The sequence below is a fragment of the Thioalkalivibrio sp. ALE11 genome, assembly GCF_000381205.1.
Classification (GTDB): domain Bacteria; phylum Pseudomonadota; class Gammaproteobacteria; order Ectothiorhodospirales; family Ectothiorhodospiraceae; genus Thioalkalivibrio.
Map to the genome: position 1 here is coordinate 177724 of NZ_KB906166.1, position 25170 is coordinate 202893.

23 protein-coding genes and 1 pseudogene are annotated in these 25170 nt (G+C 68.6%); 10 read left to right on the top strand and 14 right to left on the bottom strand.

Annotated elements, in window-relative coordinates:
- Window positions 1-13 precede the first annotated feature (13 nt).
- Window positions 14-457, bottom strand: a complete 444-nt coding sequence (locus F620_RS0104830) for a rhodanese-like domain-containing protein (RefSeq protein ID WP_019569666.1) — start codon at window positions 455-457, stop codon at window positions 14-16.
- A 34-nt stretch (window positions 458-491) separates the two neighbouring features.
- A complete protein-coding gene (locus F620_RS0104835; protein WP_019569667.1) occupies window positions 492-2309 on the bottom strand; it encodes an ABC transporter ATP-binding protein/permease in 1818 nt (605 codons plus the stop codon).
- 102 nt (window positions 2310-2411) lie between these two features.
- On the opposite strand from F620_RS0104835, the gene recQ reads away from it, so the two are divergent.
- Together recQ and F620_RS0104845 are read left to right on the top strand one after the other, a co-directional pair.
- Window positions 2412-4310, top strand: coding sequence for a DNA helicase RecQ (gene recQ, locus F620_RS0104840; RefSeq protein ID WP_019569668.1), 1899 nt, complete (start codon window positions 2412-2414; stop codon window positions 4308-4310).
- A gap of 26 nt (window positions 4311-4336) precedes the next feature.
- Complete coding sequence (locus F620_RS0104845; protein ID WP_019569669.1) at window positions 4337-5083, top strand: DUF3581 family protein; 747 nt, start codon at window positions 4337-4339, stop codon at window positions 5081-5083.
- A gap of 12 nt (window positions 5084-5095) precedes the next feature.
- On the opposite strand, the gene F620_RS0104850 is transcribed toward F620_RS0104845, so the two are convergent.
- The 4 genes from F620_RS0104850 to F620_RS0104865 all read right to left on the bottom strand — a co-directional run bounded on the left by F620_RS0104850 (window position 5096) and on the right by F620_RS0104865 (window position 7661).
- A complete protein-coding gene (locus tag F620_RS0104850) occupies window positions 5096-5584 on the bottom strand; it encodes a CZB domain-containing protein (protein WP_019569670.1) in 489 nt (162 codons plus the stop codon).
- Window positions 5585-5729: 145 nt separating this feature from the next.
- Complete coding sequence (locus tag F620_RS0104855) at window positions 5730-6662, bottom strand: carbohydrate kinase family protein (RefSeq protein ID WP_018870280.1); 933 nt, start codon at window positions 6660-6662, stop codon at window positions 5730-5732.
- A gap of 199 nt (window positions 6663-6861) precedes the next feature.
- On the bottom strand, window positions 6862-7365 hold the full coding sequence (locus F620_RS0104860) for a hypothetical protein (RefSeq protein ID WP_018870279.1): 504 nt from the start codon (window positions 7363-7365) through the stop codon (window positions 6862-6864).
- Window positions 7362-7661, bottom strand: a complete 300-nt coding sequence (locus F620_RS0104865; protein WP_019569672.1) for a nucleotidyltransferase domain-containing protein — start codon at window positions 7659-7661, stop codon at window positions 7362-7364. Before F620_RS0104865 ends, F620_RS0104860 begins: the two co-directional genes overlap by 4 nt.
- A 288-nt stretch (window positions 7662-7949) precedes the next feature.
- Here F620_RS0104865 and F620_RS15345 point away from each other — a divergent pair, with 288 nt between their 5' ends.
- The 4 genes and pseudogenes from F620_RS15345 (at window position 7950) to F620_RS0104885 (ending at window position 9380) form a co-directional block, all read left to right on the top strand.
- Complete coding sequence (locus F620_RS15345) at window positions 7950-8126, top strand: hypothetical protein (RefSeq protein ID WP_019569673.1); 177 nt, start codon at window positions 7950-7952, stop codon at window positions 8124-8126.
- 31 nt (window positions 8127-8157) lie between these two features.
- A pseudogene (locus tag F620_RS14760) lies at window positions 8158-8686 on the top strand (TolC family protein); the annotation flags it as partial.
- A 99-nt stretch (window positions 8687-8785) separates the two neighbouring features.
- Window positions 8786-9052 carry a type II toxin-antitoxin system RelE/ParE family toxin gene (locus tag F620_RS0104880; RefSeq protein ID WP_019569674.1) on the top strand — a complete coding sequence of 89 codons (267 nt, stop codon included), beginning with the start codon at window positions 8786-8788 and terminating at the stop codon, window positions 9050-9052.
- Window positions 9045-9380 carry a helix-turn-helix transcriptional regulator gene (locus F620_RS0104885; RefSeq protein ID WP_019569675.1) on the top strand — a complete coding sequence of 112 codons (336 nt, stop codon included), beginning with the start codon at window positions 9045-9047 and terminating at the stop codon, window positions 9378-9380. The genes F620_RS0104880 and F620_RS0104885 overlap by 8 nt, the downstream gene beginning before the upstream one ends.
- Before the next feature lie 76 nt (window positions 9381-9456).
- Here the strand turns inward: F620_RS0104885 and acs are convergent, their stop codons facing one another.
- The 6 genes from acs to F620_RS0104915 all read right to left on the bottom strand — a co-directional run bounded on the left by acs (window position 9457) and on the right by F620_RS0104915 (window position 18293).
- Window positions 9457-11415 (bottom strand): acetate--CoA ligase, encoded by a 1959-nt coding sequence (gene acs / locus F620_RS0104890; protein WP_026331319.1) that lies wholly within the window; start codon window positions 11413-11415, stop codon window positions 9457-9459.
- A 91-nt stretch (window positions 11416-11506) separates the two neighbouring features.
- Window positions 11507-12259, bottom strand: a complete 753-nt coding sequence (locus tag F620_RS0104895) for a 3'-5' exonuclease (protein WP_026331320.1) — start codon at window positions 12257-12259, stop codon at window positions 11507-11509.
- 8 nt (window positions 12260-12267) lie between these two features.
- Window positions 12268-14157 carry a putative nucleotidyltransferase substrate binding domain-containing protein gene (locus F620_RS0104900; protein ID WP_019569678.1) on the bottom strand — a complete coding sequence of 630 codons (1890 nt, stop codon included), beginning with the start codon at window positions 14155-14157 and terminating at the stop codon, window positions 12268-12270.
- Window positions 14158-14340: 183 nt separating this feature from the next.
- Window positions 14341-16110 carry a sodium:solute symporter family protein gene (locus F620_RS0104905; RefSeq protein ID WP_019569679.1) on the bottom strand — a complete coding sequence of 590 codons (1770 nt, stop codon included), beginning with the start codon at window positions 16108-16110 and terminating at the stop codon, window positions 14341-14343.
- A 7-nt stretch (window positions 16111-16117) separates the two neighbouring features.
- Window positions 16118-16378, bottom strand: a complete 261-nt coding sequence (locus F620_RS0104910) for a DUF4212 domain-containing protein (protein WP_018870270.1) — start codon at window positions 16376-16378, stop codon at window positions 16118-16120.
- 40 nt (window positions 16379-16418) lie between these two features.
- Window positions 16419-18293, bottom strand: coding sequence for a DUF294 nucleotidyltransferase-like domain-containing protein (locus F620_RS0104915; RefSeq protein WP_019569680.1), 1875 nt, complete (start codon window positions 18291-18293; stop codon window positions 16419-16421).
- A gap of 233 nt (window positions 18294-18526) precedes the next feature.
- On the opposite strand from F620_RS0104915, the gene F620_RS0104920 reads away from it, so the two are divergent.
- The 3 genes from F620_RS0104920 (at window position 18527) to dacB (ending at window position 23268) form a co-directional block, all read left to right on the top strand.
- Window positions 18527-19102, top strand: a complete 576-nt coding sequence (locus F620_RS0104920; protein WP_018870268.1) for an RNA ligase partner protein — start codon at window positions 18527-18529, stop codon at window positions 19100-19102.
- A gap of 180 nt (window positions 19103-19282) precedes the next feature.
- The gene (locus F620_RS0104925; RefSeq protein ID WP_019569681.1) at window positions 19283-21718 is read left to right on the top strand and encodes an EAL domain-containing protein; all 2436 of its coding nucleotides are present in this window, start codon (window positions 19283-19285) and stop codon (window positions 21716-21718) included.
- A 104-nt stretch (window positions 21719-21822) separates the two neighbouring features.
- The gene (dacB, locus tag F620_RS0104930) at window positions 21823-23268 is read left to right on the top strand and encodes a D-alanyl-D-alanine carboxypeptidase/D-alanyl-D-alanine-endopeptidase (protein ID WP_019569682.1); all 1446 of its coding nucleotides are present in this window, start codon (window positions 21823-21825) and stop codon (window positions 23266-23268) included.
- Window positions 23269-23290: 22 nt separating this feature from the next.
- On the opposite strand, the gene F620_RS0104935 is transcribed toward dacB, so the two are convergent.
- Both F620_RS0104935 and F620_RS0104940 read right to left on the bottom strand, forming a co-directional pair.
- Entirely contained in the window at window positions 23291-23944 is a 654-nt protein-coding gene (locus F620_RS0104935; protein ID WP_018870265.1) for a DUF2459 domain-containing protein, read from the bottom strand.
- A gap of 19 nt (window positions 23945-23963) precedes the next feature.
- Window positions 23964-24515, bottom strand: coding sequence for a hypothetical protein (locus tag F620_RS0104940; protein WP_019569683.1), 552 nt, complete (start codon window positions 24513-24515; stop codon window positions 23964-23966).
- A 153-nt stretch (window positions 24516-24668) separates the two neighbouring features.
- Between F620_RS0104940 and F620_RS0104945 the strand changes: the two genes are divergently transcribed.
- Window positions 24669-25163: a YhcB family protein gene (locus F620_RS0104945; protein WP_019569684.1), complete on the top strand. Its 495-nt coding sequence runs from the start codon at window positions 24669-24671 to the stop codon at window positions 25161-25163.
- Window positions 25164-25170 lie beyond the last annotated feature (7 nt).

Below are 25170 nucleotides of genomic sequence, written 5' to 3' on the forward strand. Positions count from 1 at the left end.
TCCGGATCCCATCTCATTCGAAGGGGTAGTTCTGGCGACTCCACTCGGGGTAGCCGCCGGGGAAATAGTGGAGGTCGTCGAAGCCCCATTCCAGTGCGCGGCGAATGGCGGCTTCGGTACGCCAGCAGTCGAACTCGTTGCAGTAGACGACCACCGGCCGGTCCCGGCCTCCGGCGACTTCGTGCAGGGCCTCGCGAGTGAAGCGGTTCCGCGGGTCGTCCGGGTCGCGCATGATGGTCAGGTTGGTTGCGCCCGGGATGCGGCCGGCGCGATAGTCGGCTGACAGGCGCACGTCGACGAACGGAACCCCCTCGCGAAACAGCCTCCAGGCGTCGTCGGCGTCGACGCGCGTGGTGTCCGCGATGGCCTCCGGCGCCCGATACGGCTCATCGGCCGCTGCGGGTGCAATGGCCGTGACGGCCAGCAGACACCAGAGCAGGAGGATCAGTGGGTTCATCGCCACCGCGGTTCACGAGTTTTGGGTCAATGTATCACGAGTTGTCCGTGAACTCCGAGGCGTCACGCGCCTCGGACTGCTGGTGCTGCCACAGGCGTGCATAGGTGCCGTTGCGGGCGAGGAGTTCCCGATGGGTGCCGGTTTCGACGACTCGCCCCTGGTCCAGGACCACGATGCGGTCGGCGTGTTTCACCGTGGACAGGCGGTGGGCGATCACCAGTGTCGTGCGGCGCGCGGAGACCTCGTCCAGCGCCTGCAGGATGCCCTTCTCGGTGTCGGAATCCAGTGACGAGGTGGCCTCGTCGAACACCAGGATGGGCGGGTCCTTCAGCAGCATGCGGGCGATCGCGATGCGCTGCTTCTCGCCGCCGGACACCTTCAGGCCGCGCTCGCCCACCACCGTGTCGAGACCATCGGGGAGGCGCGCGACGAAGCCCTCCAGATGGGCCAGGCGCAACACCCGCTCGATCGCCGCGTCACTGGCGGAGGGGTCGCCGTAGGCGATGTTGTAGCGGATGGTGTCGTTGAACAGCACGGTGTCCTGCGGAACCATGCCGATCGCCCGGCGCACGCTCGCCTGGGTCACGTCGCGCAGGTCCTGACCGTCGATGGTGATGCGCCCGCCGGTCACGTCGTAGAAGCGGAACAGCAGCCGTGACAGGGTGGACTTGCCGGCGCCGCTGGGGCCCACCACCGCGACCCGTTTCCCGGCCGGCAGGTCGATGGTCACGTCCTCGAGGATCGGTCGGTCCGGCTGGTAGTGGAAATCCACGTGCTCGAAGCGCACGTGCCCGGCGCCGACCTCCAGGTCCGGGGCATCGGGGCGGTCCTCGACCTGCACCGGTTTCTCCAGCAGGCCGAACAGGCGCTCGATGTTGGCCAGCGACTGGCGGATCTCGCGATAGACGAAGCCGAGGAAGTTCAGCGGGATGAACAGCTGGATCATGTAGGCGTTGACCATCACCAGATCGCCCAGCGACATCGAGCCGTCGGCCACCCGGGCGGCGGCCAGCAGCATCATCACGGTGATCGCCGCGGCGATGATCAGGGCCTGCCCGGAGTTGAGCAGCACCAGCGACAGCACGTTCTTGGTGCGCGCCTGTTCCCAGGCCGCGAGGCCGCGGTCGTAGCGGTCGGCCTCGAAATCCTCGTTGCCGAAGTACTTGACCGTCTCGTAGTTGAGCAGGCTGTCGATCGCCCGGGTATTGGATTCGTTGTCGCGCTGGTTGGCCTCGCGCACGAAGCGCGTGCGCCATTCGGTGATCCAGATGGAGAAGGCTGCGTAGACCGCCACCGCGATCAGCACCGTGAACATGAACACCGGGCCGACGGCGAACAGCAGGATGCCGGCCACCAGCAGGATCTCGATCAGGGTCGGCAGGATATTGAACACCATGAAGCGCAGCAGGAAGCTCATGCCGCTGGTGCCGCGTTCGATGTCGCGGGCCAGGCCGCCGGTCTCGCGCGCCAGATGGAACCCCAGCTCCAGCCGGTGCAGGTGCTGGAAGACCCGCAGCGAGGCGCGCCGCATCGCGCGTTCGGCCACGCGCACAAAGACCGCGTCGCGCAGCTCGCCGAAGAAGGTCCCGCCGAAGCGCAGCAGGCCGTAGCCTAGCACCAGCGCCACCGGCACGGTCACCAGGGCCTCCGCGCCGGCCTCCTCGAAATGTTCGACGATGTATTTCAGCGCGATCGGCACCGTCACGGTGGCCAGCTTGGCCAGGGCCATCAGCCCCAGCGCGAGGAACATCCGTCCGCGGAACTCGGACAGGTACGGCAGCAGGCTGCGTACGATGCGCCAGTTGATCGCGTTGTCGGGAGCGTCGTGGACCGAAGAGCCGAAACCGCGCATGGAAAGTCACCCGGATGAAGGGAGCGCGTAGCCTACTATGCACACCGGGAAGCTGCCCGTTCTTGCGCCCGGCGCGGGGCCTGGGGCAGTCTGAACAACTTCATGGCAAGGCAGGTGGACACGCCGGTGGAAGGGAATCAGACCGCAGCAACAGCGGCGCAGGGAAGCGCCCCGGAAACCATCCTGCGCGAGACCTTTGGCTACGAGGCCTTTCGCGGGCAGCAACAGGCGGTGGTGGAACACGTCATCGGCGGTGGCGACGCCCTGGTGCTGATGCCCACCGGCGGCGGCAAGTCGCTGTGCTACCAGATCCCGGCGCTGGCGCGGCGTGGCTGCGCCATCGTCATCTCGCCGCTGATCGCGCTGATGCAGGACCAGGTGCAGGCCCTGCGGCAGAACGGCGTGGCCGCGGCCGGGCTGGATTCGGGCCAGGACGAGGCCACCGCGCGCGGGGTGCTGGCCGCGCTGCATGCCGGGGAGCTGGATCTTCTGTATCTGTCGCCGGAGCGGCTGTTCGCACCCGGCATGCTGGATCGTCTGGAAGGGCTGGAGCTGGCGCTGTTCGCGATCGACGAGGCGCATTGCGTGTCGCAGTGGGGGCACGACTTCCGCCCGGAATACGGGCGCCTGGCGGTGCTGGCGGAGCGTTTCCCGTCGGTGCCGCGCATCGCCCTGACCGCCACCGCCGACGAACCCACCCGCGAGGAGATCCGCGAGCGCCTGCGCCTGGAGTCGGCGCGGATGTTCGTCAGTTCTTTCGACCGGCCCAACATCCGCTTTCGCGTCGCGGCGGCCGATGGCGCGTCCGGCCCGCCGCGCGAGCGCCTGCTGCGCTTCATCCGCGAGGAACACCCGGGCGAGGCGGGCATCGTTTACTGCCTGTCGCGGCGCAAGGTGGACGAAACCGCCGAATGGCTGGCGGCGCGCGGGGTGACCGCGCTGCCGTATCACGCGGGGCTGTCGGCGGCGACCCGCGCCGAGCACCAGCGCCGTTTCCTGCGCGAGGATGGTGTGGTGATGGTCGCGACCATCGCCTTCGGCATGGGCATCGACAAGCCCGACGTGCGCTTCGTCGCCCACCTGAGCCTGCCGAAGAGCCTGGAGGGCTACTATCAGGAGACCGGCCGCGCCGGACGCGACGGCCTGCCGGCCGACGCCTGGATGCTCTACGGGCTGCAGGACGTGGTCACGCTGCGGCAGATGCTGCAGGACTCGGAGGCCGGCGAGGAGCGCCAGCGCATCGAGCAGCAGAAGCTCGAGGCCATGCTGGGCTTCAGCGAACTGACGACCTGCCGCCGTCAGGCCCTGCTCGCGTGGTTCGGCGAGACCCTGCCCGAGCCCTGCGGCTACTGCGACAACTGCCAGGACCCGCCGGCCACCTGGGATGCCACGGTGGCCGCGCAGAAACTGCTTTCCTGCGTCTATCGCACCGGCGAGCGTTTCGGTGCCGGGCACGTGATCGCGGTGTTGCGCGGCAGCCGCAGCGAACGCCTGACCCGCCTCGGGCACGAACGCCTGAGCACCTTCGGCATCGGCACCGAACTGGATGAGCGTCAGTGGCGGGGGCTGGTGCGTCAGCTGCTGGCGCGCGGCCTGCTGCGGCTGGATCCCGAGGGCTATGGCGGGCTGCGCTTGGACCCCGCGTGTCGCGCCGTGCTGCGTGGCGAGGAATCCCTGCACCTGCGTCACGAGGCCGCCGGGGCGCGGCCCGCACAACCCTCGCAGGGTGAAACCGCGCGTTCGGTTGCCGGTCTGGATGCGGAAGACCGGGCCTTGTGGGACACTCTGCGCAGGCTGCGGCAGAAACTGTCGACGGATCAGGGCGTGCCGCCCTACGTGATCTTCAACGACGCCACCCTGCTGGAGATGGTGGCCGGCACACCGCGCACTCCGGACGAGCTGCTGGGCATCTCCGGGGTCGGGCAGCACAAGCTGGATCGCTACGGCGAGGCCTTCCTGGCAGCGATCCGCGAACACCTGGGACTGGAAGTCCGGGAATAACGAGAACGAAGTTCGGGGAGAGTCGAGTGACCCGCATATCATTTCTGGAAGATTTCTATCGCTATCGGGACGGGCAGCTCGTGGTCACCCCGGAGCAGGGGAGCCGCTTTGCCAAGACCGTGGCGGGGGACTTCAACCCCATCCATGACGCCGATTCGCGGCGGTTCTGCGTGCCCGGCGATCTGCTGTTCGCCCTGGCCCTGGATGCCTGGGGGGCCAGCGCTTCGATGAACTTTCGCTTTACCGGCATGGTGGGCGGTAACGCCCCGGTGCATTTCCCGGAGAACCCCGGCGAACGGGTGGCGATCACCGACGAGAATGGCAAGAGCGTGATCGAGATCGAACGTTCGGGGGCGGTGGTTGATGACCCGGCCGCGATCGAGTCGCTGATTCGCAGCTACGTGTCGTTCTCCGGACAGAACTTCCCGCACGTGCTGGTGCCGCTGATGCGCGAGCATCAGGTGATGGTGAACCCCAAACGTCCGCTGGTGATGTACGAGCGCATGGGGTTCGAACTGCCCGAGCCGCTGGCGGCCGCGGCAGCCGTACCCGAGCCGCGGCTGAAGGACGCGGTCATGACGGTCAACGGCAAGCGCGGCGAGATCCGGCTCGACTACGAACTGGTGACCGACGGCGCGGTGGTCGCCCGGGGCAGCAAGCACCTGGTCCTGAGCGGCCTGCGGCCGTTCGACGAAGCCGACGTCGAGCAGCTGGTCGCGGATTACGAGAGCTGGAAGGCGGCCTGGGCGCAGGCGGGGTCGGCAACTGCCTGACCCCGCGGGGAGTCAGGTGCGCACCGCCTCCGCAAACTGCTCTTCGTCCATTTCCCGGATCTTCTTCTCCAGCGCGTCGAGGTGGTGCACCACGCTGCGCGAGGCCTCCTCCAGGGCCTCCATGTGCATCCGGATCAGTGGTTCGTTGCGCTCGTGCTGGCGCCGGGCGAAACCCAGCATTTTCGAAAACATCGAGGCGTTCTCTTCCTCGGTGACCAGCTTGAAGATCTCGGCGTACGCCTGATGCAGGTGGCGGTGGGCCTCGTCGATCGATTCGAACTCGGGAAAATCGTTGAGCGCCTGACCGTCACTGAAATACCACTGCCCGAACGGGCAGTCATTGTGCAGCACGGGGATCTGGTCCTTTTCCACCGGTACGCCCTGGGTGAGGAGCTCGGCGCGGCCGACCCAGGCGAGGTGGGCTCGTTTGGCCTGGTGCAGACGGTCCAGGACTTCCTGCTTTTCCATGTCGTTGTCCTCGTCAATGAGTCGGTGTTCCATACGGGAACCGGAACGATTTCCCACAATAACAAAATCCATTTAATCCTTGAAGGAATCACAAAAAAAGCCCGGGCCCCCAAGGGGAGCCCGGGCCGGAAGCTCGCCGGGACCCGGCTCTCGCGGCCGGATCCGGTGAGGGGCTGCCTCAGTAGCGGTAGCCGAAGGCCTTCTCGAACTTGTCGGCGAATTCTTCGGCCGAGAAGTGGTGGTTCTGGGTGCCGGAATGGGCGATCTTGATCGAGCCGATCAGCGAGGCGATGCGGCCGGTGGTCTCCCAGTCGTAGCCCTTCTCCAGACCGAACAGCAGGCCGGCACGGTAGGCGTCGCCGCAGCCGGTCGGATCCTTGATCGCGGCCGGTTCCACCGACGGGATGGTGATCTTCTTGCCGCCGGTGTAGATGTCGGAGCCGTCGCCGCCACGGGTGACGATCATCGCGTCGACCATCTCCGCCAGCTGCTCCATGCTCATGCCGGTGCGATCGGCGGTCAGCTGCGCCTCGTAGTCATTGAACGCGGCATAGGTGGCGTTCTCCATGAAGCGCTTCAGGTCGTCGCCGTCGAACATCGGCAGACCCTGGCCCGGGTCGAACATGAACGGAATCCCGGCGTCGGCGAACTGCTGGGCGTGCTCGATCATGCCGTCACGGCCGTCTGGGGAGACGATGCCCACCTTGATGCCGTCGGCGTCGGTGACCTTCTGCTGGTGCGAGAAGCCCATCGCGCCCGGATGGAAGGCGGTGATCTGGTTGTCGTCCTGGTCGGTGGTGATGAAGGCCTGACCGGTGTAGGTGTCCTTCAGCTCCTTGACGAACTTGCGCGAGATGCCGTGGCGGTCCATCCAGTCGGCATACGGGGCGAAATCGCCGCCCACGGTGGCCATCACGGTCGGGTCGGCGCCCAGCAGCTTCATGTTGTAGGCGATGTTGCCGGCGCAGCCGCCGAACTCGCGACGCATGTCCGGGACCAGGAAGGACACATTCAGCATGTGCACCTTGTCCGGGAGGATGTGGTTCTTGAAGCGGTCGGGGAACACCATGATGGTGTCGTAGGCCATGGACCCACAGATCAGAGCGGACATGTTGACTCCTTGCGTTGTTGAAGCGGTTCGGATGACGCCGATGTGGCGTCAAAACGGCCCTGCGGCGCGCGATTGCAGGGTGCGCGGCGCGTCTGCGGCGGGCCGGACGGTGCGCACAGGGTAAATATTTGGGCGCAAAACAACAAATCGACGCCGCGTGATCCTCGGTCCGGTACCTGACAGGTGCCCGCGGGGGGCTTCAGCATCCCTTGTTGCCGGGGACCTCGATCGCCAGGCGGTCCCGGGCATAGCCCCGAAGGCGCTGGTAATCGGTGTGCATTCGGTCGGTGAAATGACAGGCGCGTTGCAGGGCTGGGGCCAGGTCATCGGGGTTCTCGATGTACTCGTGGACCAGCCGGTTGCGCAGATGGCGCATCTGTAACCAGTCATCGGCCTGCTCGATGAGCCCCAGCTTTTCCAGGCGTGCCAGATTGTCGATGGCTGGTCCCGGTTTCTCGCCCGCACAGGTGAGAAAGGCAGGGACCAGCTTGTCCATGATCGTGTCCTGCATCCGCCCGAACTTGGCACCGAAGGATTCGAGCCGGTCGATGCCGCTGTCGGCAGCAAGGATGCCTCGCACACGGTCGGGGGAAACCGAACAATCACCCGCGAGGAGCCGCTCCCGTACCCCCAGCAGGTGTTCGTCTTCGCGATCGACCAGGTTCAGCAGCCGGGCCAGGCGTGCAGGCGAATCGGTGGTCACAGCGGGAGTCCGGTGCGTCGGGCGTGAGTGTCGATGGGCCGCGCGGGGGCACCGCGCCGATGGACGACGAGGTCCACGCGGCGCTCGCCAAGCCGCCGCTGCAGGGCGGCATGCAGCTTCAGTTCGCCCTCCAGAAGTTCGTCCGGCGTGCCCTCGGCCTCGACGTACAGGTCGATGTCACCTCCCCGCGCCGAGTCGTCCGTGCGGGACCCGAAAAGGCAGACCCGGGCGTCCGGGCCGAATGCACGGGCCACTTCCTGACGGATGACGGTTTGCTGTTCCGGGGACAGGCGCATATGACCAAGTATATCAGTGCTGCATCGGGATGAAGCGCCGGTCGCGACCGCCACGGGTGGCGCCGGCGGCCCGAGCGACGCCGTTCGTGCTCCGGTCATTGCGATCCGTCATTGCGAGGAGCTGAAGGCGACGTGGCAATCGGCCAAAGTTGTCTGCACGCAGGAACAGGCGGCTTCGGATGGAGATCGCCACGTCGCTTCGCGACTCGCGATGACGGGAGCGGGGCAGCGCCGTGCCGGGGGCTTTGTGGCAGCATGGAGCTATTGCCGCGAGCGAGGGCCTGTCCGATGAAACCACGCATCCTGATCCCGATCCTGATCCTCCTGCTGTTGCTGCTGAGCCTGTGGTCGGCGGGCCTCGACGGCAACGGCGGCGGTCTGCTGCCCGGTGCGCCGGACAGCGGGGCGGCCCCGGCGGCCGAACCTCCGGCCCCGGCGGTGCGGGTAACGTCGATTCCGGGGTGAACGCCATCCCGGCCCCGGCCGCCGGTTCCGGCCGGCGCGAAGTCATCTTCCATGCGAGCAGGCCCGCGAGCACCTGGCCGCGGCACGTTCGCGTCTGCAGGGGGCGCGGGCCAGCCTCGAGGACCTGCGGGCCGAGGCGCGGCTGGCGGAGTCGGAGTACCGGCGTCACCGCGAATTGTTCGAGGACGGGGCGGTGTCCGCCAGCGACCTGGAGCGGGTGGAGACCCGGCGTGACCGCGCCCGCTCGGCAGTGGAGGCAGGCGAGTCGGCGGTGGAGGTCGCACGCAGCGAGGTCGAGGCGGCGCGGGTGATCCTCGACATCGCCACCGGCGAACGCAGCGAGGACGAAACCGAATCGCTGGCCGTGCGTGCGCCGGCTGGCGGCGTGGTGCTGCACCGGCACCGCTGCTGTGAGGGCTCGGTCGCGGCCGCGCCGGGTCGAGGTCGGCCGCCGCAGCGACTTCACCACGCAGATCCGCGAGGGTCTGGAGGCCGGGGAACGGGTGGTGACTCGACCGGGCGACCAAGTGCAGGCCGGGACCCGTGTCATCGCCGACTGAGGTGCGAGGTTTATTTCCCCGACGGTGGGGCAGGATCTCTCGAGGTACTCCAGTCTTGACATGGTGTTCGCTCGGAGCGAATACTGCCGTGAGTAAGGGATGGATGACATGGACGTCAGGTTTACGACTAAAGCGATCAAGGAACTGAAGAAGGCCGGAGCGGCCAGCGACCTTGTCCTGGCAAAAATCCGGCAATATGCGGCCGAGCCGGACAGCCTGGCGAACAATGTGAAGGCGCTGAAAGGCCGAGAGGGATATCGACTTCGCGTCGGGGATTACCGGGTGCTGTTCGTGATCCTTCAAGACGGCACCATGACCATCATGGAAGTCACCGCCATTCGCCATCGGAGCAAAGCCTATGACTGAAACGGCCGAGCAAATTACTCTTGATCGGGGCGAGTATGATGCCCTGCTGGCGCGTCTGGAGGATGCCGAAGACCGGGCCGTCATCGCCGAGCGGCGGAATGCTCCCACCCTGCCCCTTGCCGCGGTCGAACGTCACCTGGCCGGAGAAAGCCTTGTGACCCTCTGGCGGGAAGAACGGGGGCTATCCCAGCGCGCCCTGGCCTCCGCAGCCGGTATCTCGCCCGCGATGCTGAACGAAATCGAGCGGAAGAAAAAGGTGCCCTCCATCGTGACCGCCCGTGCCCTGGCCGATGCGCTCGGCGTGGGCCTGGACGATCTGTTTGCTTGAACGCCCGGGCGCGGGGCCGTGAACCTGGTGCCTCGGCAGGCGTACCAGGTTCGGATCACGGCCCCCGTGTCCGGCGTCAGGCCTTGCCCTGCAGCTGCGGGATGACCGCCTCGTTCTCCAGGGTGGAGGTGTCCGAAGTGATCTCCTCGCCCTTGGCGATGGAGCGCAGCAGGCGCCGCATGATCTTGCCGGAACGGGTCTTGGGCAGACCGTCGGCGAAACGGATGTCGTCGGGCTTGGCGATCGGGCCGATCTGCTCGCCCACCCATTCGCGCAGTTCCTTGAGCAGCCGGTCCGCCTCGTCGCCGGTGGGGCGGTCGCCGTGCAGGATCACGAAGGCGACGATGGCTTCGCCCTTCACGTCGTGCGGGCGCCCGACCACCGCGGCCTCGGCGACTTCCTTGTGGGCCACCAGCGCGGACTCGACTTCCATGGTCCCCATGCGGTGCCCGGAGACGTTGAGCACGTCGTCGATGCGGCCCATGATCCAGAAGTTGCCTTCCGCGTCGCGGCGGGCGGAGTCGCCGGCGAGGTAGTACTTGCCGCCGAACTTGGGCCAGTAGGTGTCCTTGTAGCGCTGGTCGTCGCCCCAGACGGTGCGCAGCATCGACGGCCAGGGCTTCCTGATGACCAGGTAGCCGCCCTCGTCGGCGCCCAGGCTGTTGCCGTCCTCGTCCACCACGTCGGCGTCGATGCCCGGAAGGGCGCGGGTGCAGGAGCCCGGGACCAGGGTGGTGGCGCCGGGGATCGGGGCGATCATGTTGGCGCCGGTCTCGGTCTGCCACCAGGTGTCCACGATGGGGCAGCGCTCGCCGCCGACCTCGCGGTAGTACCACATCCACGCCTCGGGGTTGATGGGCTCGCCCACGGTGCCCAGCAGGCGCAGTTTCGACAGGTCGTACTGCTCGGGCAGGTCGGGCCCGGCCTTCATCAGCGCACGGATGGCGGTGGGGGCGGTATAGAACACGGTCACGCCGTGGTCCTGGCACATCTTCCACCAGCGCCCGGCGTCCGGCACGGTGGGCACGCCTTCGTAGACCACCTGAGTGGCGCCCACCGCCAGCGGGCCGTAGGCAACGTAGGTGTGGCCGGTGATCCAGCCGACGTCGGCGGTGCACCAGAAGATGTCGTCGCCCTGCAGGTCGAATACCCACTCGTTGGTGATGATCGCGCCCAGCAGGTAGCCGGCACTGGAGTGCTGGATGCCCTTGGGCTTGCCGGTGGAACCGGAGGTGTAGAGCAGGAACAGCGGGTGCTCGGATTCCACCCACTCGGGTTCGCAGTCGACCGATTCGCCGTCCACCGCGTCTTCCCACCAGACGTCGCGGCCTTCCTGCATGGTCACGTCATTGCCGGCGCGCCGGCAGACGATCACCTTCTCGACCTCGGCGGGGTTGCTGGCCAGCGCCTTGTCGACGCCGGCCTTCAGGCCCACCACCTTGCCGCCGCGCTCGCCGCCGTCGGCGGTGATGATGACGGTGGCGCCGGAGTCCACCACGCGGTCGCGCAGGGCATCGGCGGAGAAACCGCCGAACACCACCGAGTGGATCGCGCCGATGCGGGCGCAGGCCTGCATCGCGATCACCGCCTCGGCGTTCATCGGCATGTAGATGACCACGCGATCGCCCTTCTCGACACCCATGCCCTTGAGTGCGTTGGCCAGCTTGCCGACCTCGTTGTAGAGCTCGCGGTAGGTGAGGTTGCGGGTGTCGCCGTTCTCGGCCTCGAAGCGGATCGCGGTCTTGTTGCCGCGGGCCTCGAGGTGGCGGTCGATGCAGTTGTAGGAGACGTTCATGCGCCCGTCGGCGAACCAGCGGAAATGCGGCGCATTCGAGCTGTCCAGCCCTTCGGTGAACTCGGTCTGCCAGTCGATCTTCTCGCGCGCCAGGTCGCACCAGAAGCCTTCGTAGTCGGCCCGGGCCTTGTTGTGCAGGGCCTCCACGTCCTCCGGCTTGAGCCGGGCGTTCGCGGTGAATGCCGCCGGCGGATCGAAATGGCGGGTCTCGGTGAGGGTGGACTCGATGGTGTCGCTCATGCGGGCCTCCATGTTCTGCGTGGTTCCAGCGGATTCGTCAGGGTTGGGTCTCACGGGCGCGAGGATAGCATGCCTGTCGGGCGTGTCCGGCTTACCAGAAACGGCCGGGGCGGAACAGGATTCGCCGCAGCGGCAGGGTGCCCGTCGGGTCGCGTTCGGCCATCAGCGCGGCAAACAGTTCGGCCGCGCCAAGGGCGTCCAGCAGGGCGTCGTGGCTGCGCCGGGGTGGCAGGTTGTAGTCGCCGCGCAGGGCGTGCAGGCGCAGGCCACCGGCACTTACCGGACGGCCGGCGCGGCGCCGGGCGGTCTCGGCCAGGCGCAGGGTGTCGACCACCGGCAGGGGCGGGCGGGTGCCGTAGCGCCGCTCGCAGGCGCGCGCCAGAAAGCCCAGTTCAAGGGCCGCGTGGTGGGCGATCAGTACACGGCCGTCGAGCGCGAGGAACAGCGCGTCCAGGGCCTCCCCGACGTCGACCCCGCGGGCCGCGTGTTCATCGGTGATGTGGTGGATCACCGCGCTTTGTTCCGGGACCTCGCGGTCCGGGCGGACCAGCACGTAGCCGGCAGTGGCCAGATCGATGGCCGTGCCCTCCAGCGCCACCCAGCCGATGCTGAGGATCGCGTCCTGCTCCGGGTCGAGGCCGGTGGTCTCGATGTCCACCGCGAGGAAGCGAGTGCGGGCCACCGCCTGCGCGGGCGCCGGCGGCGGGGTCTCCAGGCAGTCGCGCAGCGGGCCGGCCGGGGTCTGCAGCCGCGCGCGGTTGCGGGCGCGACAGAAGCGCCAGTACCCGGGGGAAAACCAGGCGGCGGCCCGGGCGAACGGGCAGGCCTGGCCGGGCGAGGCCATGGCATTGCTCATGCCTGCCCCTCGCCCCCCAGCGCCGCCCGGGCGGCCTGCGCCACGCGCACGAAGGCGGCCTTCAGTCGGCTGCGCTCCAGGCCCGTGAGCGTGGTCGGGTCCACATGGTTGTCCGCGGACTGGCCGGCGGCGATCTGGCGCGCCTGGTGGCGCGCGCGAACGCCGGCGATGAAGCGGAAGGCCTCCTCCACTTCGCGCGCCGTGTCGTCCGTCAGGATCCCGGCGTGGGCACTGGCGCGCAGCCGCTCGGGAGTGCTGCGGGCGTCGGCCCGGGCGCGCAGGGCACATACCCGGGCCAGTGCCACGATCGGCAGCAGGCCGCGGCGCTTGAGGTCGAGAGCCGGGCTGTGTTCGCCGTCGTGTTCGAGCACGAAGCGGCGGAAGAACCCCAGCGGCGGCCGCAGCTCGCGCGCCTGCAGGGCCATCGCGGTGTGGACGCTCTCGTGCCGGTAGCCGAGCTCCAGCGCCTGCTGGCGCAGGGGCATGAACAGGCTGTGGCTGCCGTGGATGACCCGCAGGTCGAGATAATGCGTGGCCAGTCGGGCGTCCTGCGCGTCCGGCCGGGTGAACACGCGCTCGAAGGCCGCGTGCCAGTCACGCGCCGGGCCGCGCCAGGCGGCGTGGGAGGGGTCGACCCCGCCGGGGCAGCGGCGGATGCCGCAGGCGTCCAGTCCGTCGGTCACCTCGCGGGCAAGGGCAGCGAACCATTCATCCGCGTCCTCCGGGGCATCGTCCGCCCACACCAGCGCGGTGTCCTGGTCGGTATGCGCCAGCTGTTCGTGGCGGCCCTGGCTGCCGCTGGCCAGCCACGCCCAGGTGGCCGGCGCGGGGCCCAGGCGCTCCTCGGCCAGTTCCAGCAGGCGCCGGGTCAGGGTGTCGATCACCAGGGTCAGCACCTGGGCGCAGCGCAGGGCATCCACCCCGGCCTCGCTCAACTGCTGCTGCAGCCGGGGCAGGGCCTGCATCCGCAGGCTCAGCTCGGCGGGCGAGCCCGCGCGGCGCAGGTCGCGGATCAGGTGGATCGCGCTGGTCCCCTGGTGGCGGATCAGGTCGGTGCCGGAGAGGATCCCGGCCAGGCGCTCGCCGTCGGGTTCCACCACAGGCAGGTGATGGATGTCGCGGCGCGCCATCTCCAGCAGGGCCTCGAACGCCGGGGTGTCGCCGGTGACGGTGACCAGTTCGCGCGTCATCCGCTCGCGTACCGGGGTGTCGGGCGGGACGTCCTCCGCGAGGACGTGACGCAGGTCGGTGTCCGTGAGCATGCCGGCCGGACGGCCGGGGGCTTCCCCGTCCTGCAGGAGCAGCGCGGAGACATCCGCTCCGGTCATGCGGCGGGCGGCCTCGCGCAGCGAGATGCCGGCATCCGCCTGCAGGACCTGGGGGCTCATCAGCGAGGTCACCGGGGTGGTCAGCAGGGTGGTGCGGCCGTCGGCGGTGCCGAGGTTATCCCGGTCGCCCATGTCGTCGGGGTTATCGTGGTCCGGCGCGGACAGTCCGCCGGGGGCGCGCAGGAAGTCGCCCAGGGCAGGGTGGTGGAGGGCGAGGTCCTCGGCCCGGGCCTGCGGCAGGTGATACACCAGTGCGTCCTCGGTCACGCGGGCGTGACCGCCGGGGCCGGTGGCCGCGCACTCGCCACCGGCCACGCGGGCCACGTCGCCCTCGCCGAGACGGTCGCACAGGGTGTCGCCGGCGTCGAACAGCTCGATCGCCCCGGTGTGCACGATCCACAGGCCGTCGCCGTTTTCGGCGGGCGGAAACGCCGCGCCGTGGCGCAGGTAGCGCAGGGTCAGGCGCCGCACCATGGCGGCGCGGGCCGGGGCGGGCAGTTCCGCGAGATCCGGTGCCTGATCGAGGAATTCGCGGATCTCGTCGAGTTCGGCGGTCATCGCGCTGCTCCGTGGTGGACGGGGGAGGTTGCGAGGATCGTCCGCAAGCCCACGTGGATGGACTTGCGGACGATCCCCTTGCGGGGATCGCCGCGGGCCCGGCCGGGGTGGCCGGACCCGCGACTGCCCCGGGATCATCCAGCGATGATCCCGGGGGCAGTTCCGGGTGCACCCGGGAGTGGATCAGTCGGCGCGCGGCACGCGCACGCTTTCCACCAGGTCCTGGATGTCCTTCGGCGGCGGAGCGGTCATCTTCATCACGATGAAGGCGGTGATGAAGTTCAGGGCCGCGCCGATGGGGCCGAAGCTGGACGGGTTGATCCCCAGGATCCAGCCCTCCGGCGTGTCCGGCAGCATGGCGGTCTCGGGGAAGAAGAACCAGCCCTTGTACATGAAGATGTACAGCAGGGTGGTCACCAGACCCACCAGCATGCCGGTGATCGCGCCTTCGCGGTTCATCTTCTTCATGAAGATGCCCATCATCAGGGTCGGGAACAGCGACGCGGCCGCGAGTCCGAAGGCCAGTGCCACCACCTCGGCCGCGAAGCCCGGTGGATTGAGCCCGAGATAGCCGGCGAACAGGATGGCCACGGCCATCGCTATGCGTCCGGCCAGCAGCTCGCGCTTCTCGCTGATCTTGGGCGTGAAGACCCCTTTCAGAAGGTCATGCGAGATGGCCGAGGAGATCGCCAGCAGCAACCCGGCCGCGGTGGACAGCGCCGCCGCGATGCCCCCGGCCGCCACCAGGGCGATCACCCAGCCCGGCAGGCCGGCGATCTCGGGATTGGCCAGCACCATGATGTCGCGGTCCAGCTCGACGATCTCGCTGCCTTCCCAGCCGTATTCCTCCTCGGCCATGGCGGCGAATTCTTCGTTCTGGTCGTTGTAGTACTGGATCACGCCGTCGTCGTTCTTGTCCTCGAATTCGAGCAGGCCGGTCTGTTCCCAGCGATCCATCCAGGCTGGCTTGTCCTCATAGGCCAGGTGGCCTTCCTCGGTGCCGATCTCGCCCGGATGCACGGTGTTGACCAGGTTCCAGATGGCCATCGCACCCACCGCCGGCGCGGTGGTGTAGAGGATGCCGATGAAGACCAGCGCCCAGCCGGCCGACTTGCGGGCATCCCGCACGCGCGGGACGGTGAAGAAGCGGATGATGACGTGCGGCAGGCCCGCGGTACCGATCATCAGCGCCAGGGTCAGCAGGAACATGTTGAGCATGCTCATGCCGCCCTCGGTGGCCGTGTATTCGGTGAAGCCGAGTTCCACCATGGTGTTGTCCAGGGCCTCCAGCAGGTAGGTGTCGGAGCCCTGCAGGGTCGACCCCAGGCCCAGCTGCGGAAGCGGGTTGCCGGTCAGGGTGATGGCGATGAACACCGCCGGCACCGTGTAGGCGAAGATCATGATCACGTACTGCGCGATCTGGGTGTAGGTGATGCCCTTCATCCCGCCGAGCACGGCGTAGATGAACACCACCGCCATCCCGGCGACCAGGCCCACTTCCAGCTGCACCTCGAGGATGTTGGAGAAGGCGATCCCCACGCCGCGCATCTGCCCGATCACGTAGGTGATGGACATCGCCAGCAGCGAGATCACGGCCACCACGCGGGCCGGCTTGGAGTAGAACCGGTCGCCGATGAATTCCGGCACCGTGAACTTGCCGAACTTGCGCAGATAGGGGGCCAGCAGCAGGGCCATCAGCACGTAGCCGCCGGTCCAGCCCATCAGATAGGCGCCCCCGGTGAAGCCGAGGAAGGCGATCAGGCCGGCCATGGAGATGAAGCTGGCCGCGGACATCCAGTCGGCCGCCGTGGCCATGCCGTTGGCGACCGGGTGGACGCCCTTGCCCGCCACGTAGAATTCGCTGGTCGAGCCGGCGCGGGCCCAGATCGCGATCCCGATGTAGATCGCGAAGGTGATGCCGACCACGATCAGGCTGAGAGTCTGTTGATCCATGGCCGGATTATTCCTCGTCGACGTTGAACTTGCGGTCCAGCACGTTCATGCGCCAGGCATAAACGAAGATCAGGACGATGAAGGTGTAGATCGAGCCCTGCTGGGCGAACCAGAAGCCCAGCGGATACCCGCCCAGGTGGATGTTGTTCAGTGGCGCGGCGAGCAGGATGCCGAGCACGAACGACACGAAGAACCAGATGCCGAGGCAGATCGCCAGAAGGCGAAGATTCGCCTTCCAGTACGCCTCGCGACTGAGGTCTTGCGACATGGTGTTGCTCCTCTTTTCGTAGGTATTGGCTGTGGTGGCCTCACAGCTGGTACTGCACCGCAAGCTGCCCCTGCAGCTTGCGGGCCTGGCGGAAGGATTCCTTGAGCACCCGTCCCTCCAGGGCGCCCAGTTCTTCCGGCCGGATGCGGCTGTCGTCCTCGCGGCCCTCGCGCAGGGCCTTCTGCTGCGCCCGCAGGCGCAGCATCTGCAGATAGCGCAGGGCCGCGTGATAATCGGCGGCGTCGCCGGGGCGCATGGCCTCGGCACTGACCGCCTGATCCATGCGCTCGTGGCTGCCGGTGGCCGGCAGCTCGGCGGCCAGCGCGATCACCCGCGCGCCGTCCACGAACGGGGTCAGGCCCTGTTTCTTCACGTCGATCCCCTCGGCCCCGGCGCGGATCTCGCCGAACAGGCCCAGCGGCGGCCGGAAGGCCTGCTGGTTGGCCGCCATCTGCCGCCGAAAGCGCGAGTTGTAGGCGGTCTTCTGCAGCAGGAAGGTGCGCAGTGCCTCCACCGGCGAGGCGTCGCCGTCCACCGCGCGCAGGTCGAAGAAGATGGTGCTCTTGAGCAGGTGTTCCGGGGTGCCCTGTTCGATCCAGCGGGTGAAACGGGCCTCCCATTCCGGACCGCTGAGGCAGCACTCCGGATTGCCGGCCATGATGTTGCCGGGGCACAGGGTGAAACCGCATTCCGCCAGCGCCCGGTTGACGGCCTGCGCCCAGGGCAGCAGGCGTGCGCGGATCGCATCCTCGTCGCCCGGCTCGGCATCGAACAGGATGCCGTTGTCCTGGTCGGTGATCAGCGCCTGTTCCTCGCGCGCCTGCGAGCCGAACGCCAGCCAGGTGAAATCGATGCCCTCGATGTCGTACTGCGGGCGCAGCAGGGCCAGCACCCGGCGGGTCGCGTGTTCGTTCAGGCGAGTGATCAGGCGCAGGACCTGGTCCGCCTCGGCGCCCTGGGTGATCACCGCCTCCACCAGCCGCGGGACCTGGCGCAGGCGCCCGGCGATCTCGTCGACCGCGGTCGCCTGGCGGATCTCGCGCACCAGCCCGTCGAGGGTCAGCGGCTGGCGGGTGAGCAGGTCGCGTTCGCCCAGCACCCCGGTCAGGCGGCCGTCGCGGACCACGCACAGGTGGGTCATCCCGTGCTCGGTCATCGCCTCGATGCCCTCGAAGCCCGGGGCGTTCTCCTCCAGCGCGACCGGGTCCGCGGTCATCACCGCGCGCACCGGCGTATCCAGCCCGACCCCTTCCAGCGCCACGCGGTTGAGCAGGTCGTGCAGGGTGAAGATGCCCACCGGTGCATGTTCGGCATTCACCGCGACGATCGATCCCACCCGCTGGTCGCGCATGGTGGTCAGGGCCTCGCGCAGCGGGGTGTCCGGGCGGCAGGTGACCGGTTCGCGCGCCAGGCGCAGTGCCAGCGGGGTGTTCAGCTGGCCTCCGCCGGCCGCGTCATGACTGGCGAGGCTGTCGAGGCCCTGATGCAGGCGGTCCAGCAGGTTGGCCAGACGCCGCGTGCAGAAGTCGTTGAATACCCGCGAGCGGGCCCGCAGGCGGTCGAAATCCTCCAGGCTCAGTTCCAGGCACAAGGTGTCCTCCGCCGCGCGATGCACGGTATGCACCGCGCGGCGGCCGAGCAGGGCCCCGATCGGGAAACACTCGCCGGGGATCAGCTCCCAGGCGTTGCCGGAGAGCTGTTCGTCCTCGCTGGGGCTCTCCCCGCGGATACGCCCCTGGCGGATGATATGGAAGCGCTGCGCCGGTCCGGCCTCCGGGTCGGTGATGCGCGCCCCCTGTTCGTAGAAGCGCGTCTGCAGACGCGGCAACACGAATTCCAGCGCCTCGGCCTCGAGCTGGTCGAAGGGCGCGTGGGCGTGCAGGAACTCGCGGGTGCTGTCGAGGGCGTCGGACATCGTGTCGGCTGCGGGAATCGGCGTCCCGCGCCCGTTGCAAGTCACGGGCCAGCGAGTCCAGACCTGTAAAAAGAGTGGCTTGTGACGCAGCAGGGGTGGCGGGTGTTACGCGGCGTAACACCCTTCGTTACGCCGCGTAACGGCCCGTAACGCCGCGGCGTAACACCTCGGTTGACCCCCTCGCGGGGGGTATCGATGATGGGAGCCCGTCCCACAGCCACCGGAAGGTCCCCATGCGCCGCTTCGTGCTGGACACCAGCGTCTTCACCAACCCGCACGTCTCGGCGCAGTTCGGCGAGACCCCCGAGGCGGTCCTGCAGCAGTTTCTCCGGCTCGCGCGCGACTGCAGCGCGGAGTTCTACATGCCGCTGTCGGTCTACGAGGAATTCCGCACCATGCGCGACCTCGAGCCGCTGGCCGCGGATTTCGAGACCGTGGTCTGGGTGCGTTCGCCGCGTCGCTTCGCATTGACCCTGCCCAGCGACATCCTCTACGAGTTCATCGACGAGGTTCGTACCCGGATCGACCGCGGCCTGCGCATCGCCGAGGAGCATACCCGCGAGGCCGGGGCGGCCGAGTCCCTGCGCCCGGAGCTGATCACCCAGCTGCGCGAGCGTTTTCGCGAGGCGATGCGCAAGGGCCTGGTGGACTCGCGCGAGGACGTGGACGCGGTGCTGCTGGCGATGGAACTGGATGCCGAACTGGCGACCGCCGACCAGGGCATGCGCAAGCTGGGCAACCGCATGGGCATCAAGCTGGTCACCGCCGAATACCTCGCCGGGGTGATGGAGAACCTGGCCGGTCACTGACATCCCGCCCCGCCGGCCCCCTGCATGCCCCGTGGCGGGGCGGGGCCTGCCCCGTGAAGGGGCAATGGTTGTCGACCGCCCCGCCGTGGCCGCGGCGTATCGGGAATCGGGTCCGGGCAGGGCACTGGTCCGGGAATTGCTGGGACCCCGGGCCGCAACCCTCAAGACCCGGAACAATACATGCTGGTGGTACGTATTCAGGGCGGTCGTGCGCCGCGTGCCTGGACCCGCTGGGGGCATCCCCTGTCCCCCGAGAGCCCGCAGATCTGGTGTTTCCCGCTGCCGGATCGGATGGACCTGGCCGACCTGGTCGAGGCGATCGTGCTGGAGACCCCGGAGGAGCGGCTGGAGGACTGTCTGGGGCTGTGGTCCACCGGGGATCCGGCCGCCGGTCTGTCGCTGGCCTCGCTGGACCAGCTCGAACCGCTGGCGGTGATGCATGCGCGTCTGCACGAGCCGTGGATCCTCGGCCCGCTGGCCGGCGTGGTCGAGTCCCATTTCCAGCCCATCGTGGATCTCGCCCGCCAGGGCGAGGTGTACGGTTACGAGATGCTGTGCCGGGCGCGCCATCCGGAACGCGGTCTGCTGGGCGGGGCCGAAACCTTCGCCCTGGCGCGCCGGGCCCGTTGCCTGGATGACCTGGAACAGGCCTGTCAGATCCGTGCCCTGGCGCGCAAGGCCGAGATGCTGCCGGCGGGCACGCCGATATTCATCAATGCCCTGCCGCAGTCCCTGCTGGGGACCGATCTGCACCGGCATCCGTCGCTGTCCTGCCTGCGGCGGCTGGGCGTGGCGCCGGAAGACGTGGTGATCGAGATCGTGGAGAGCGATCACGTCGAGGACATCGACGCGATGTCGGCGGCCTGCGATACCCTGCGCGGGCTGGGGTTCCGCATCGCCCTGGACGATCTCGGTACCGGCTATAACGGCCTCGCCCTGCTGGCCAGCCTGCGCCCGGATTTCATCAAGCTGGACCGCGGGCTGGTGCACGAGGCGCACGGGTCCCGGGTGCGCTCGGTGATGCTGGAGACCCTGATCGCGATGGCCCGTCGGCTCGGTTGCGCCACCGTGGCCGAGGGTCTGGAGAGCGAACGCGATCTCGAGCTGTGCCGTGATCTGGGGGTGCATTTCGCGCAGGGCTTCCTGATCGGGCACCCGGCGTCGGTGCCGGTGGAGCCGGCCCCGCTGCCACCGCGTCCGGAGGCCGGCAACCCCGCCGGAGAGGCGGGCGAGATGCGGCTGATGGACTACGTGACCCGGGTGCCGACCCTGCCGATCGAGGCGGATCGCGCGCGGGTGCGCGAGATGTTCCGCTGCCACGGCGACATGGGCCATCTGCTGGTGGTGGGCGAGGGGCGGCCGCTGGGCTTCATCGCCCGCGACCGCTTCCTGCGCGAACCGCCGTCGCGCGACCATGCCGGCATCGGTCGCCTGGTGCGTCCGCTGTGCAACGTGCTGCGCGGGCACGTGCCGGTGCGCCAGATCCTGTGGCGGCTGTTCCATTGCCGCGAGGTGCACGACCCGTGGGTAGTGGTGGACGATCACGGCCAGCTGACCGGGGTGATCCAGCCGTGGCAGCTGCTGGAGCAAGCCCTGAAGCAGGGGACCGACGAGGGCAGCCATCCGCTGACCGGGTTGTCCACCGGGCCGGCACTGCGGGGCCTGCTGGAAAAGCGGCGCCTGGCCGGGCAGCCTCAGGCGCTGCTGTACATCGACCTCGACAACTTCAAGGCCTTTAACGATCGCTACGGCTTCGTGCGCGGCGACGCGATGATCAAACTTCTGGCAGAGTGCTTGCGCGCGGCGTTCGGCGATCACGGCGAATGCGACCTCGGCCATATCGGGGGCGACGACTTCATGGTGGCGGGACCGGCCGCCGCGGAGGTATGGCTCAACCGGCTGCACGAACTGGCGCTCAGCTTCGATCAGCTGTGCGGCCATCTCTACGACCGCCAGGACCTCGAACGCGGGTTCTTCACCGGCGACGACGGTTCGTGCTTCCCGGTGGCGAATCTGTCCGCGGTGGTCGTCCTGCCCGCCCCCGATGCGGGCATGGACAGCGTGGCGCTGTCGGAACGGGCCGCTGCGCTGAAAAAGGAGGCCAAGTGCCACTCGGGCTCCGTGATCGTGCTGGACGGTGACCCGCCGCGCTGCCTGCCGGTGGAGCCGGTGCGCGACGGCGACGATGATTCCTGGCAGGAACAGGCGGTGGCGGCCCTGGAACGGGTTGCCCGCGGTCCGCGCGGGCAGGGCGGGCATGATCTCGACGCGTGGTTTCGCGAGCATCCCTATTTCGAACTGGTCTACGAGCTGGATGGTCAGGGGCACCAGCGCTACGCCAACTGGGTCAATCCGGAGATGCGCGGGCGCATCCAGACCGGCGGCATGGGGGTCGACCGCTCCACCCGGACGTACTTCCACGAAACCGTGGGCCGCGGCCAGCCGTTTGTCTCCGACATCTATCTGTCCTCGGCCTCCGAGGATTTCTGTGTGACCCTGGCGATCCCGCTGCCCGATGCCGCCGGGGCGCTGGTGGGCGACATCAATCTGGCCGGGTTGCTGGCCCTGCGCAGCCGTACGCGGATCGCCGGCGCTCGCGCGCCGGCGCTCGTCTGAATCCCGCGTCCCGGCGGGCCGGGCATCGGGCATGCCCGCCGTCGGGAGGCTTGCCAGCGCGCGCGTGGCGGCGAATACTGGGGATCCCGATTTCCCTGAGAGTGATGGCCGCGTCGATGAACCATCCAGTCCGTGTGCTGTGGGGCGCGTTGTGCCTGCTGCTGATGTCCTCCGTCCCGGCCGCAGCCGAATTCGAACGCCTGCCCGGGGCGCTCAAGGCCGCGATCGAGGAGCAGGGGCTGTCGCCCCGCTCGGTGGGCCTGTGGGTGGAGCGCGCCGGAGACGACCAGGTGCTCGCCCAGTTGAATGCCGATCGTCTCTTCAACCCGGCCTCCACGCTCAAGCTGGCGACCTCACTGGCGGCGCTGGATCAGCTGGGGCCGGACTACACCTGGAAGACCGAGCTGTGGGCCGTCGGCGAGCTGCGCGACGGGGTGCTGGACGGCGACCTGGTGGTACGCGGCACCGGCGATCCCGGCATGGTCAACGAGGAGCACTGGCGCATGCTCGGGCAGCTGCGTCAGGCCGTCGTGGAACGCATCGCCGGCGACGTGATCCTGGACGCTTCGCATTTCGACGCGGGTCCGCAGTACCCGGCCGCGTTCAACGGGCAGCCGCTGCGGGCCTATAACCAGGGCGTGTACGCCCTGCACGTGAACTCCAACGCCCAGCGCATCCGCGTGCGGCCCGGGCGCAACGGCGAGACCGTCCGGGTCAGCCTGGATCCCCCGCTGCCGGACGTGGAGATCGACAACCGGCTGCGCCCCGGGCGCGGGCGGTGCGGCGATTTTCAGCGCGGGATCGAGATCGATGCCGACCGCGCCAACGGTCGCCTGACGCTGACCGGCGAGTATCCCGTGCATTGCGGGGAATACGAGTTGCTGCGTTCGGTGACCGAGCCCGAACGCAATCACGCCGGGCTGTTCCGTCTGCACTGGTCGCAATGGGGCGGGGAGCTGGACGGCGAGATCCGTCCGGGGCGCATGACGCCCCTGCAGCAGGAGCCCCTGGTGACGCATCGCTCGCGGCCGCTGGCGGACCTGATCCGGGTCTCCAACAAGTGGAGCTCCAACGTGATGACCCGGCATCTGATGCTGACCCTGGGTGCCGAGCGTCACGGGGCTCCGGCGACCATGGATCGTTCGCGCCAGGCGCTGATGGAAGCCCTGCGCGAGCTGGGCGTGAACCCCGGCGGCATGCGGGTGGACAATGGCTCCGGCCTGTCGCGCGACGCGCGCATGTCGCCGTACCAGCTGGGGCAGATTCTCCGGGCCGGATGGGAGCATCCGCTGCGGCCCGAGTTCCAGTCCTCGCTGGCTCTGGCCGGGATCGACGGCACCCTGCGCAACCGCTTCAACAACGGCGCCGAACGCGGCCACATGCATCTGAAGACCGGACACCTGCGCGAGGTCTCCGCGGTGGCCGGCTACGTGCGTACAAAGAGCGGGGATGACGTTCGCGTGGTTCTGCTGGTGAACGATCCGCGCGCCCATATCGGGCCGGGACGCAGCCTGCAGGAGGCCGTACTCGGCTGGGTACGCGCGCTGTAACCGGTACGCCCGGGGCGCCCGGTCAGCAGTCCGGTGCGCCGTCGTCTTCCGTGGCGTTCCCCGGGGGCACCGGACACACCTGCCAGCGCGACAGGATCGGTGGCCGTGATACCCGAACCTCCAGTTCGGCCAGCCACAACGCGATCATGCGGTTGGAGTTGTGGCGCAGGCTGTACCGGGTCGGGTGCTCGACGAAGGCCATGTCCCAAACCGCCATTTCGCGGCGGTCGTCCTGGCCGCGTCGCCACAGCGCTTCCAGATCCTCCCGCAGGGCGGCGGTCTCGTCGGCATCCACCGTGAGGGTGTGCACCTCGCGTACCGGGACTCGCAGGTCGCGTCGGAGGGCGGCCTGCGGGGCCTCGCCGGTCAGGACCTGGCGTCCCAGCGCGGCCCGGGTCGGCCAGGCCAGTGCGGCCAGCGCGCTGAAGGGCCCGGTACGGCGTTCCGCATAGAACCGCCAGTCCCCGTAGGAATAACGCAGCCAGTGCCGGCCGTCGGCGTCCGGCAGCAGCAGACTGCTGTGTCGTCCATGGTCGATGATCAGCACCTGCGTCGCGGGTTCCGGATCGGGAGGCGGCTGCACCTGTACCGGTGCGCAGCCGGCGAACGCCACGACCAGCAGGACCAGGAAAACGGTCCGGGGGACGCGGAGGTACGGGACAGCGGGCCGGGGCATCGATGGCTCGCGGTTTCCGTCAGTGACGTTCCAGCTTGCCCAGCTCGTTCAGGATGGACTGCACCAGGCTCTCGCCCTGCGGACCCATGCCCTGACACAGCACCTCCGGATCGCGTTCGCCATCCACCAGGCGCTTGGTGATGCCGCCCAGACGCGCCATGTCGCCGCCCGCGCGGGTCATCTGTTCGGCCATCTGCGACAGCCAGTGCAGCGACTGCGGATCGCCGCGGGATGCTCCGTGGATCATCTGCGCCAGCCCCGGCGCGGCCTGCGCGGCATCGGCGGTCTGGTTCGGATCCGGCAGTGTGGCCGGGTCCTGCAGGCCGGCGAGGATGGAAGACAGGATCGCGGTGTCTTCCTCGTCCAGACCGTTCAGGAGAGACGGGTCGCGCTGGCCGTCCAGCACCTGACGGATGCGGGCGACCAGGTCCGTCCAGCCGCCCTGGATCGCCTGTTCCAGGACGGGCTCCAGCTCCTGCCGGCTCTGCGGGTTCTGGCAGGCCTGCACCACCAGATGGATCAGCGTGGCATGGGCCTGCCGGATCTGCTGCGCGCGCGGCGAATCCTGCATCGTGGGAATCCTTGCTTTCCGGGGGTTTGTGCGAGGGTAGCATGTGCGTTCGCACGGAGCGTGGGGCACAATGGCCCCGGGACGCTCCGGGGAAAGGCCCGGGGCTCCGGAAGCAACGCCGGCGGCACGCCGGAGCGAAAAAAGGTGACAGCGGTGGAAGAACAGACGGCAGTCGGGCTGTGGGTGGCCCTGGGCATTCTGGCGATCGTGGTGGCGGCGCTGGTCGGCTTCTGGGTCGGCCGGGTGACCAGCGACGAACGCAAGCTGATCCGTCAGCTGGAAGAAGAGCTGGACCAGCGCATGCAGGAGCTCACGCGCTACCGTTCCCAGGTGAACGATCATTTCGATCGCACGGCCACGCTGTTCGCCAGCATGGCGGGCACCTACCGGGACCTCTACCATCATCTGGCGCAGAGCGCCGAGGAGCTGGCCGACAAGCCCACCCGCGAACGCCTGGAGGATCGGGCGGGCAAGATGCTGGCGAATACCCACCAGCGCGATTTCGATCCCGGTCAGGGCGGCGGCGAATCTTCGGAGTCGGGCGACCGGGACCCGCAGGAGTCCGGACGCCTGTCCGATGCCTCCGATCCCGAAGAGGCCGGGCAGCGCGAGCGCCGCTCCGATCCGGAACGCCCGCGCCCCGATTGAGCCCCGA

Excerpts from the sequence above, each read along its gene's own strand:
- acs (WP_026331319.1), bottom strand. The coding sequence starts at position 11,415 with ATGAGCGACACCATCGAGTCCACCCTCACCGAGACCCGCCATTTCGAT.
- F620_RS15345 (WP_019569673.1), top strand. The coding sequence starts at position 7,950 with ATGAAACCACGCATCCTGATCCCGATCCTGATCCTCCTGCTGTTGCTG.
- F620_RS0104940 (WP_019569683.1), bottom strand. The coding sequence starts at position 24,515 with ATGCAGGATTCGCCGCGCGCGCAGCAGATCCGGCAGGCCCATGCCACG.
- F620_RS0104925 (WP_019569681.1), top strand. The coding sequence starts at position 19,283 with ATGCTGGTGGTACGTATTCAGGGCGGTCGTGCGCCGCGTGCCTGGACC.
- F620_RS0104855 (WP_018870280.1), bottom strand. The coding sequence starts at position 6,662 with ATGTCCGCTCTGATCTGTGGGTCCATGGCCTACGACACCATCATGGTG.
- F620_RS0104900 (WP_019569678.1), bottom strand. The coding sequence starts at position 14,157 with ATGACCGCCGAACTCGACGAGATCCGCGAATTCCTCGATCAGGCACCG.
- F620_RS0104935 (WP_018870265.1), bottom strand. The coding sequence starts at position 23,944 with ATGCCCCGGCCCGCTGTCCCGTACCTCCGCGTCCCCCGGACCGTTTTC.
- F620_RS0104895 (WP_026331320.1), bottom strand. The coding sequence starts at position 12,259 with ATGGCCTCGCCCGGCCAGGCCTGCCCGTTCGCCCGGGCCGCCGCCTGG.
- F620_RS0104920 (WP_018870268.1), top strand. The coding sequence starts at position 18,527 with ATGCGCCGCTTCGTGCTGGACACCAGCGTCTTCACCAACCCGCACGTC.
- recQ (WP_019569668.1), top strand. The coding sequence starts at position 2,412 with ATGGCAAGGCAGGTGGACACGCCGGTGGAAGGGAATCAGACCGCAGCA.
- F620_RS0104905 (WP_019569679.1), bottom strand. The coding sequence starts at position 16,110 with ATGGATCAACAGACTCTCAGCCTGATCGTGGTCGGCATCACCTTCGCG.
- F620_RS0104915 (WP_019569680.1), bottom strand. The coding sequence starts at position 18,293 with ATGTCCGACGCCCTCGACAGCACCCGCGAGTTCCTGCACGCCCACGCG.
- F620_RS0104885 (WP_019569675.1), top strand. The coding sequence starts at position 9,045 with ATGACTGAAACGGCCGAGCAAATTACTCTTGATCGGGGCGAGTATGAT.
- F620_RS0104910 (WP_018870270.1), bottom strand. The coding sequence starts at position 16,378 with ATGTCGCAAGACCTCAGTCGCGAGGCGTACTGGAAGGCGAATCTTCGC.
- F620_RS0104830 (WP_019569666.1), bottom strand. The coding sequence starts at position 457 with ATGAACCCACTGATCCTCCTGCTCTGGTGTCTGCTGGCCGTCACGGCC.
- F620_RS0104850 (WP_019569670.1), bottom strand. The coding sequence starts at position 5,584 with ATGGAACACCGACTCATTGACGAGGACAACGACATGGAAAAGCAGGAA.
- F620_RS0104835 (WP_019569667.1), bottom strand. The coding sequence starts at position 2,309 with ATGCGCGGTTTCGGCTCTTCGGTCCACGACGCTCCCGACAACGCGATC.
- F620_RS0104880 (WP_019569674.1), top strand. The coding sequence starts at position 8,786 with ATGGATGACATGGACGTCAGGTTTACGACTAAAGCGATCAAGGAACTG.
- F620_RS0104865 (WP_019569672.1), bottom strand. The coding sequence starts at position 7,661 with ATGCGCCTGTCCCCGGAACAGCAAACCGTCATCCGTCAGGAAGTGGCC.
- dacB (WP_019569682.1), top strand. The coding sequence starts at position 21,823 with ATGGCCGCGTCGATGAACCATCCAGTCCGTGTGCTGTGGGGCGCGTTG.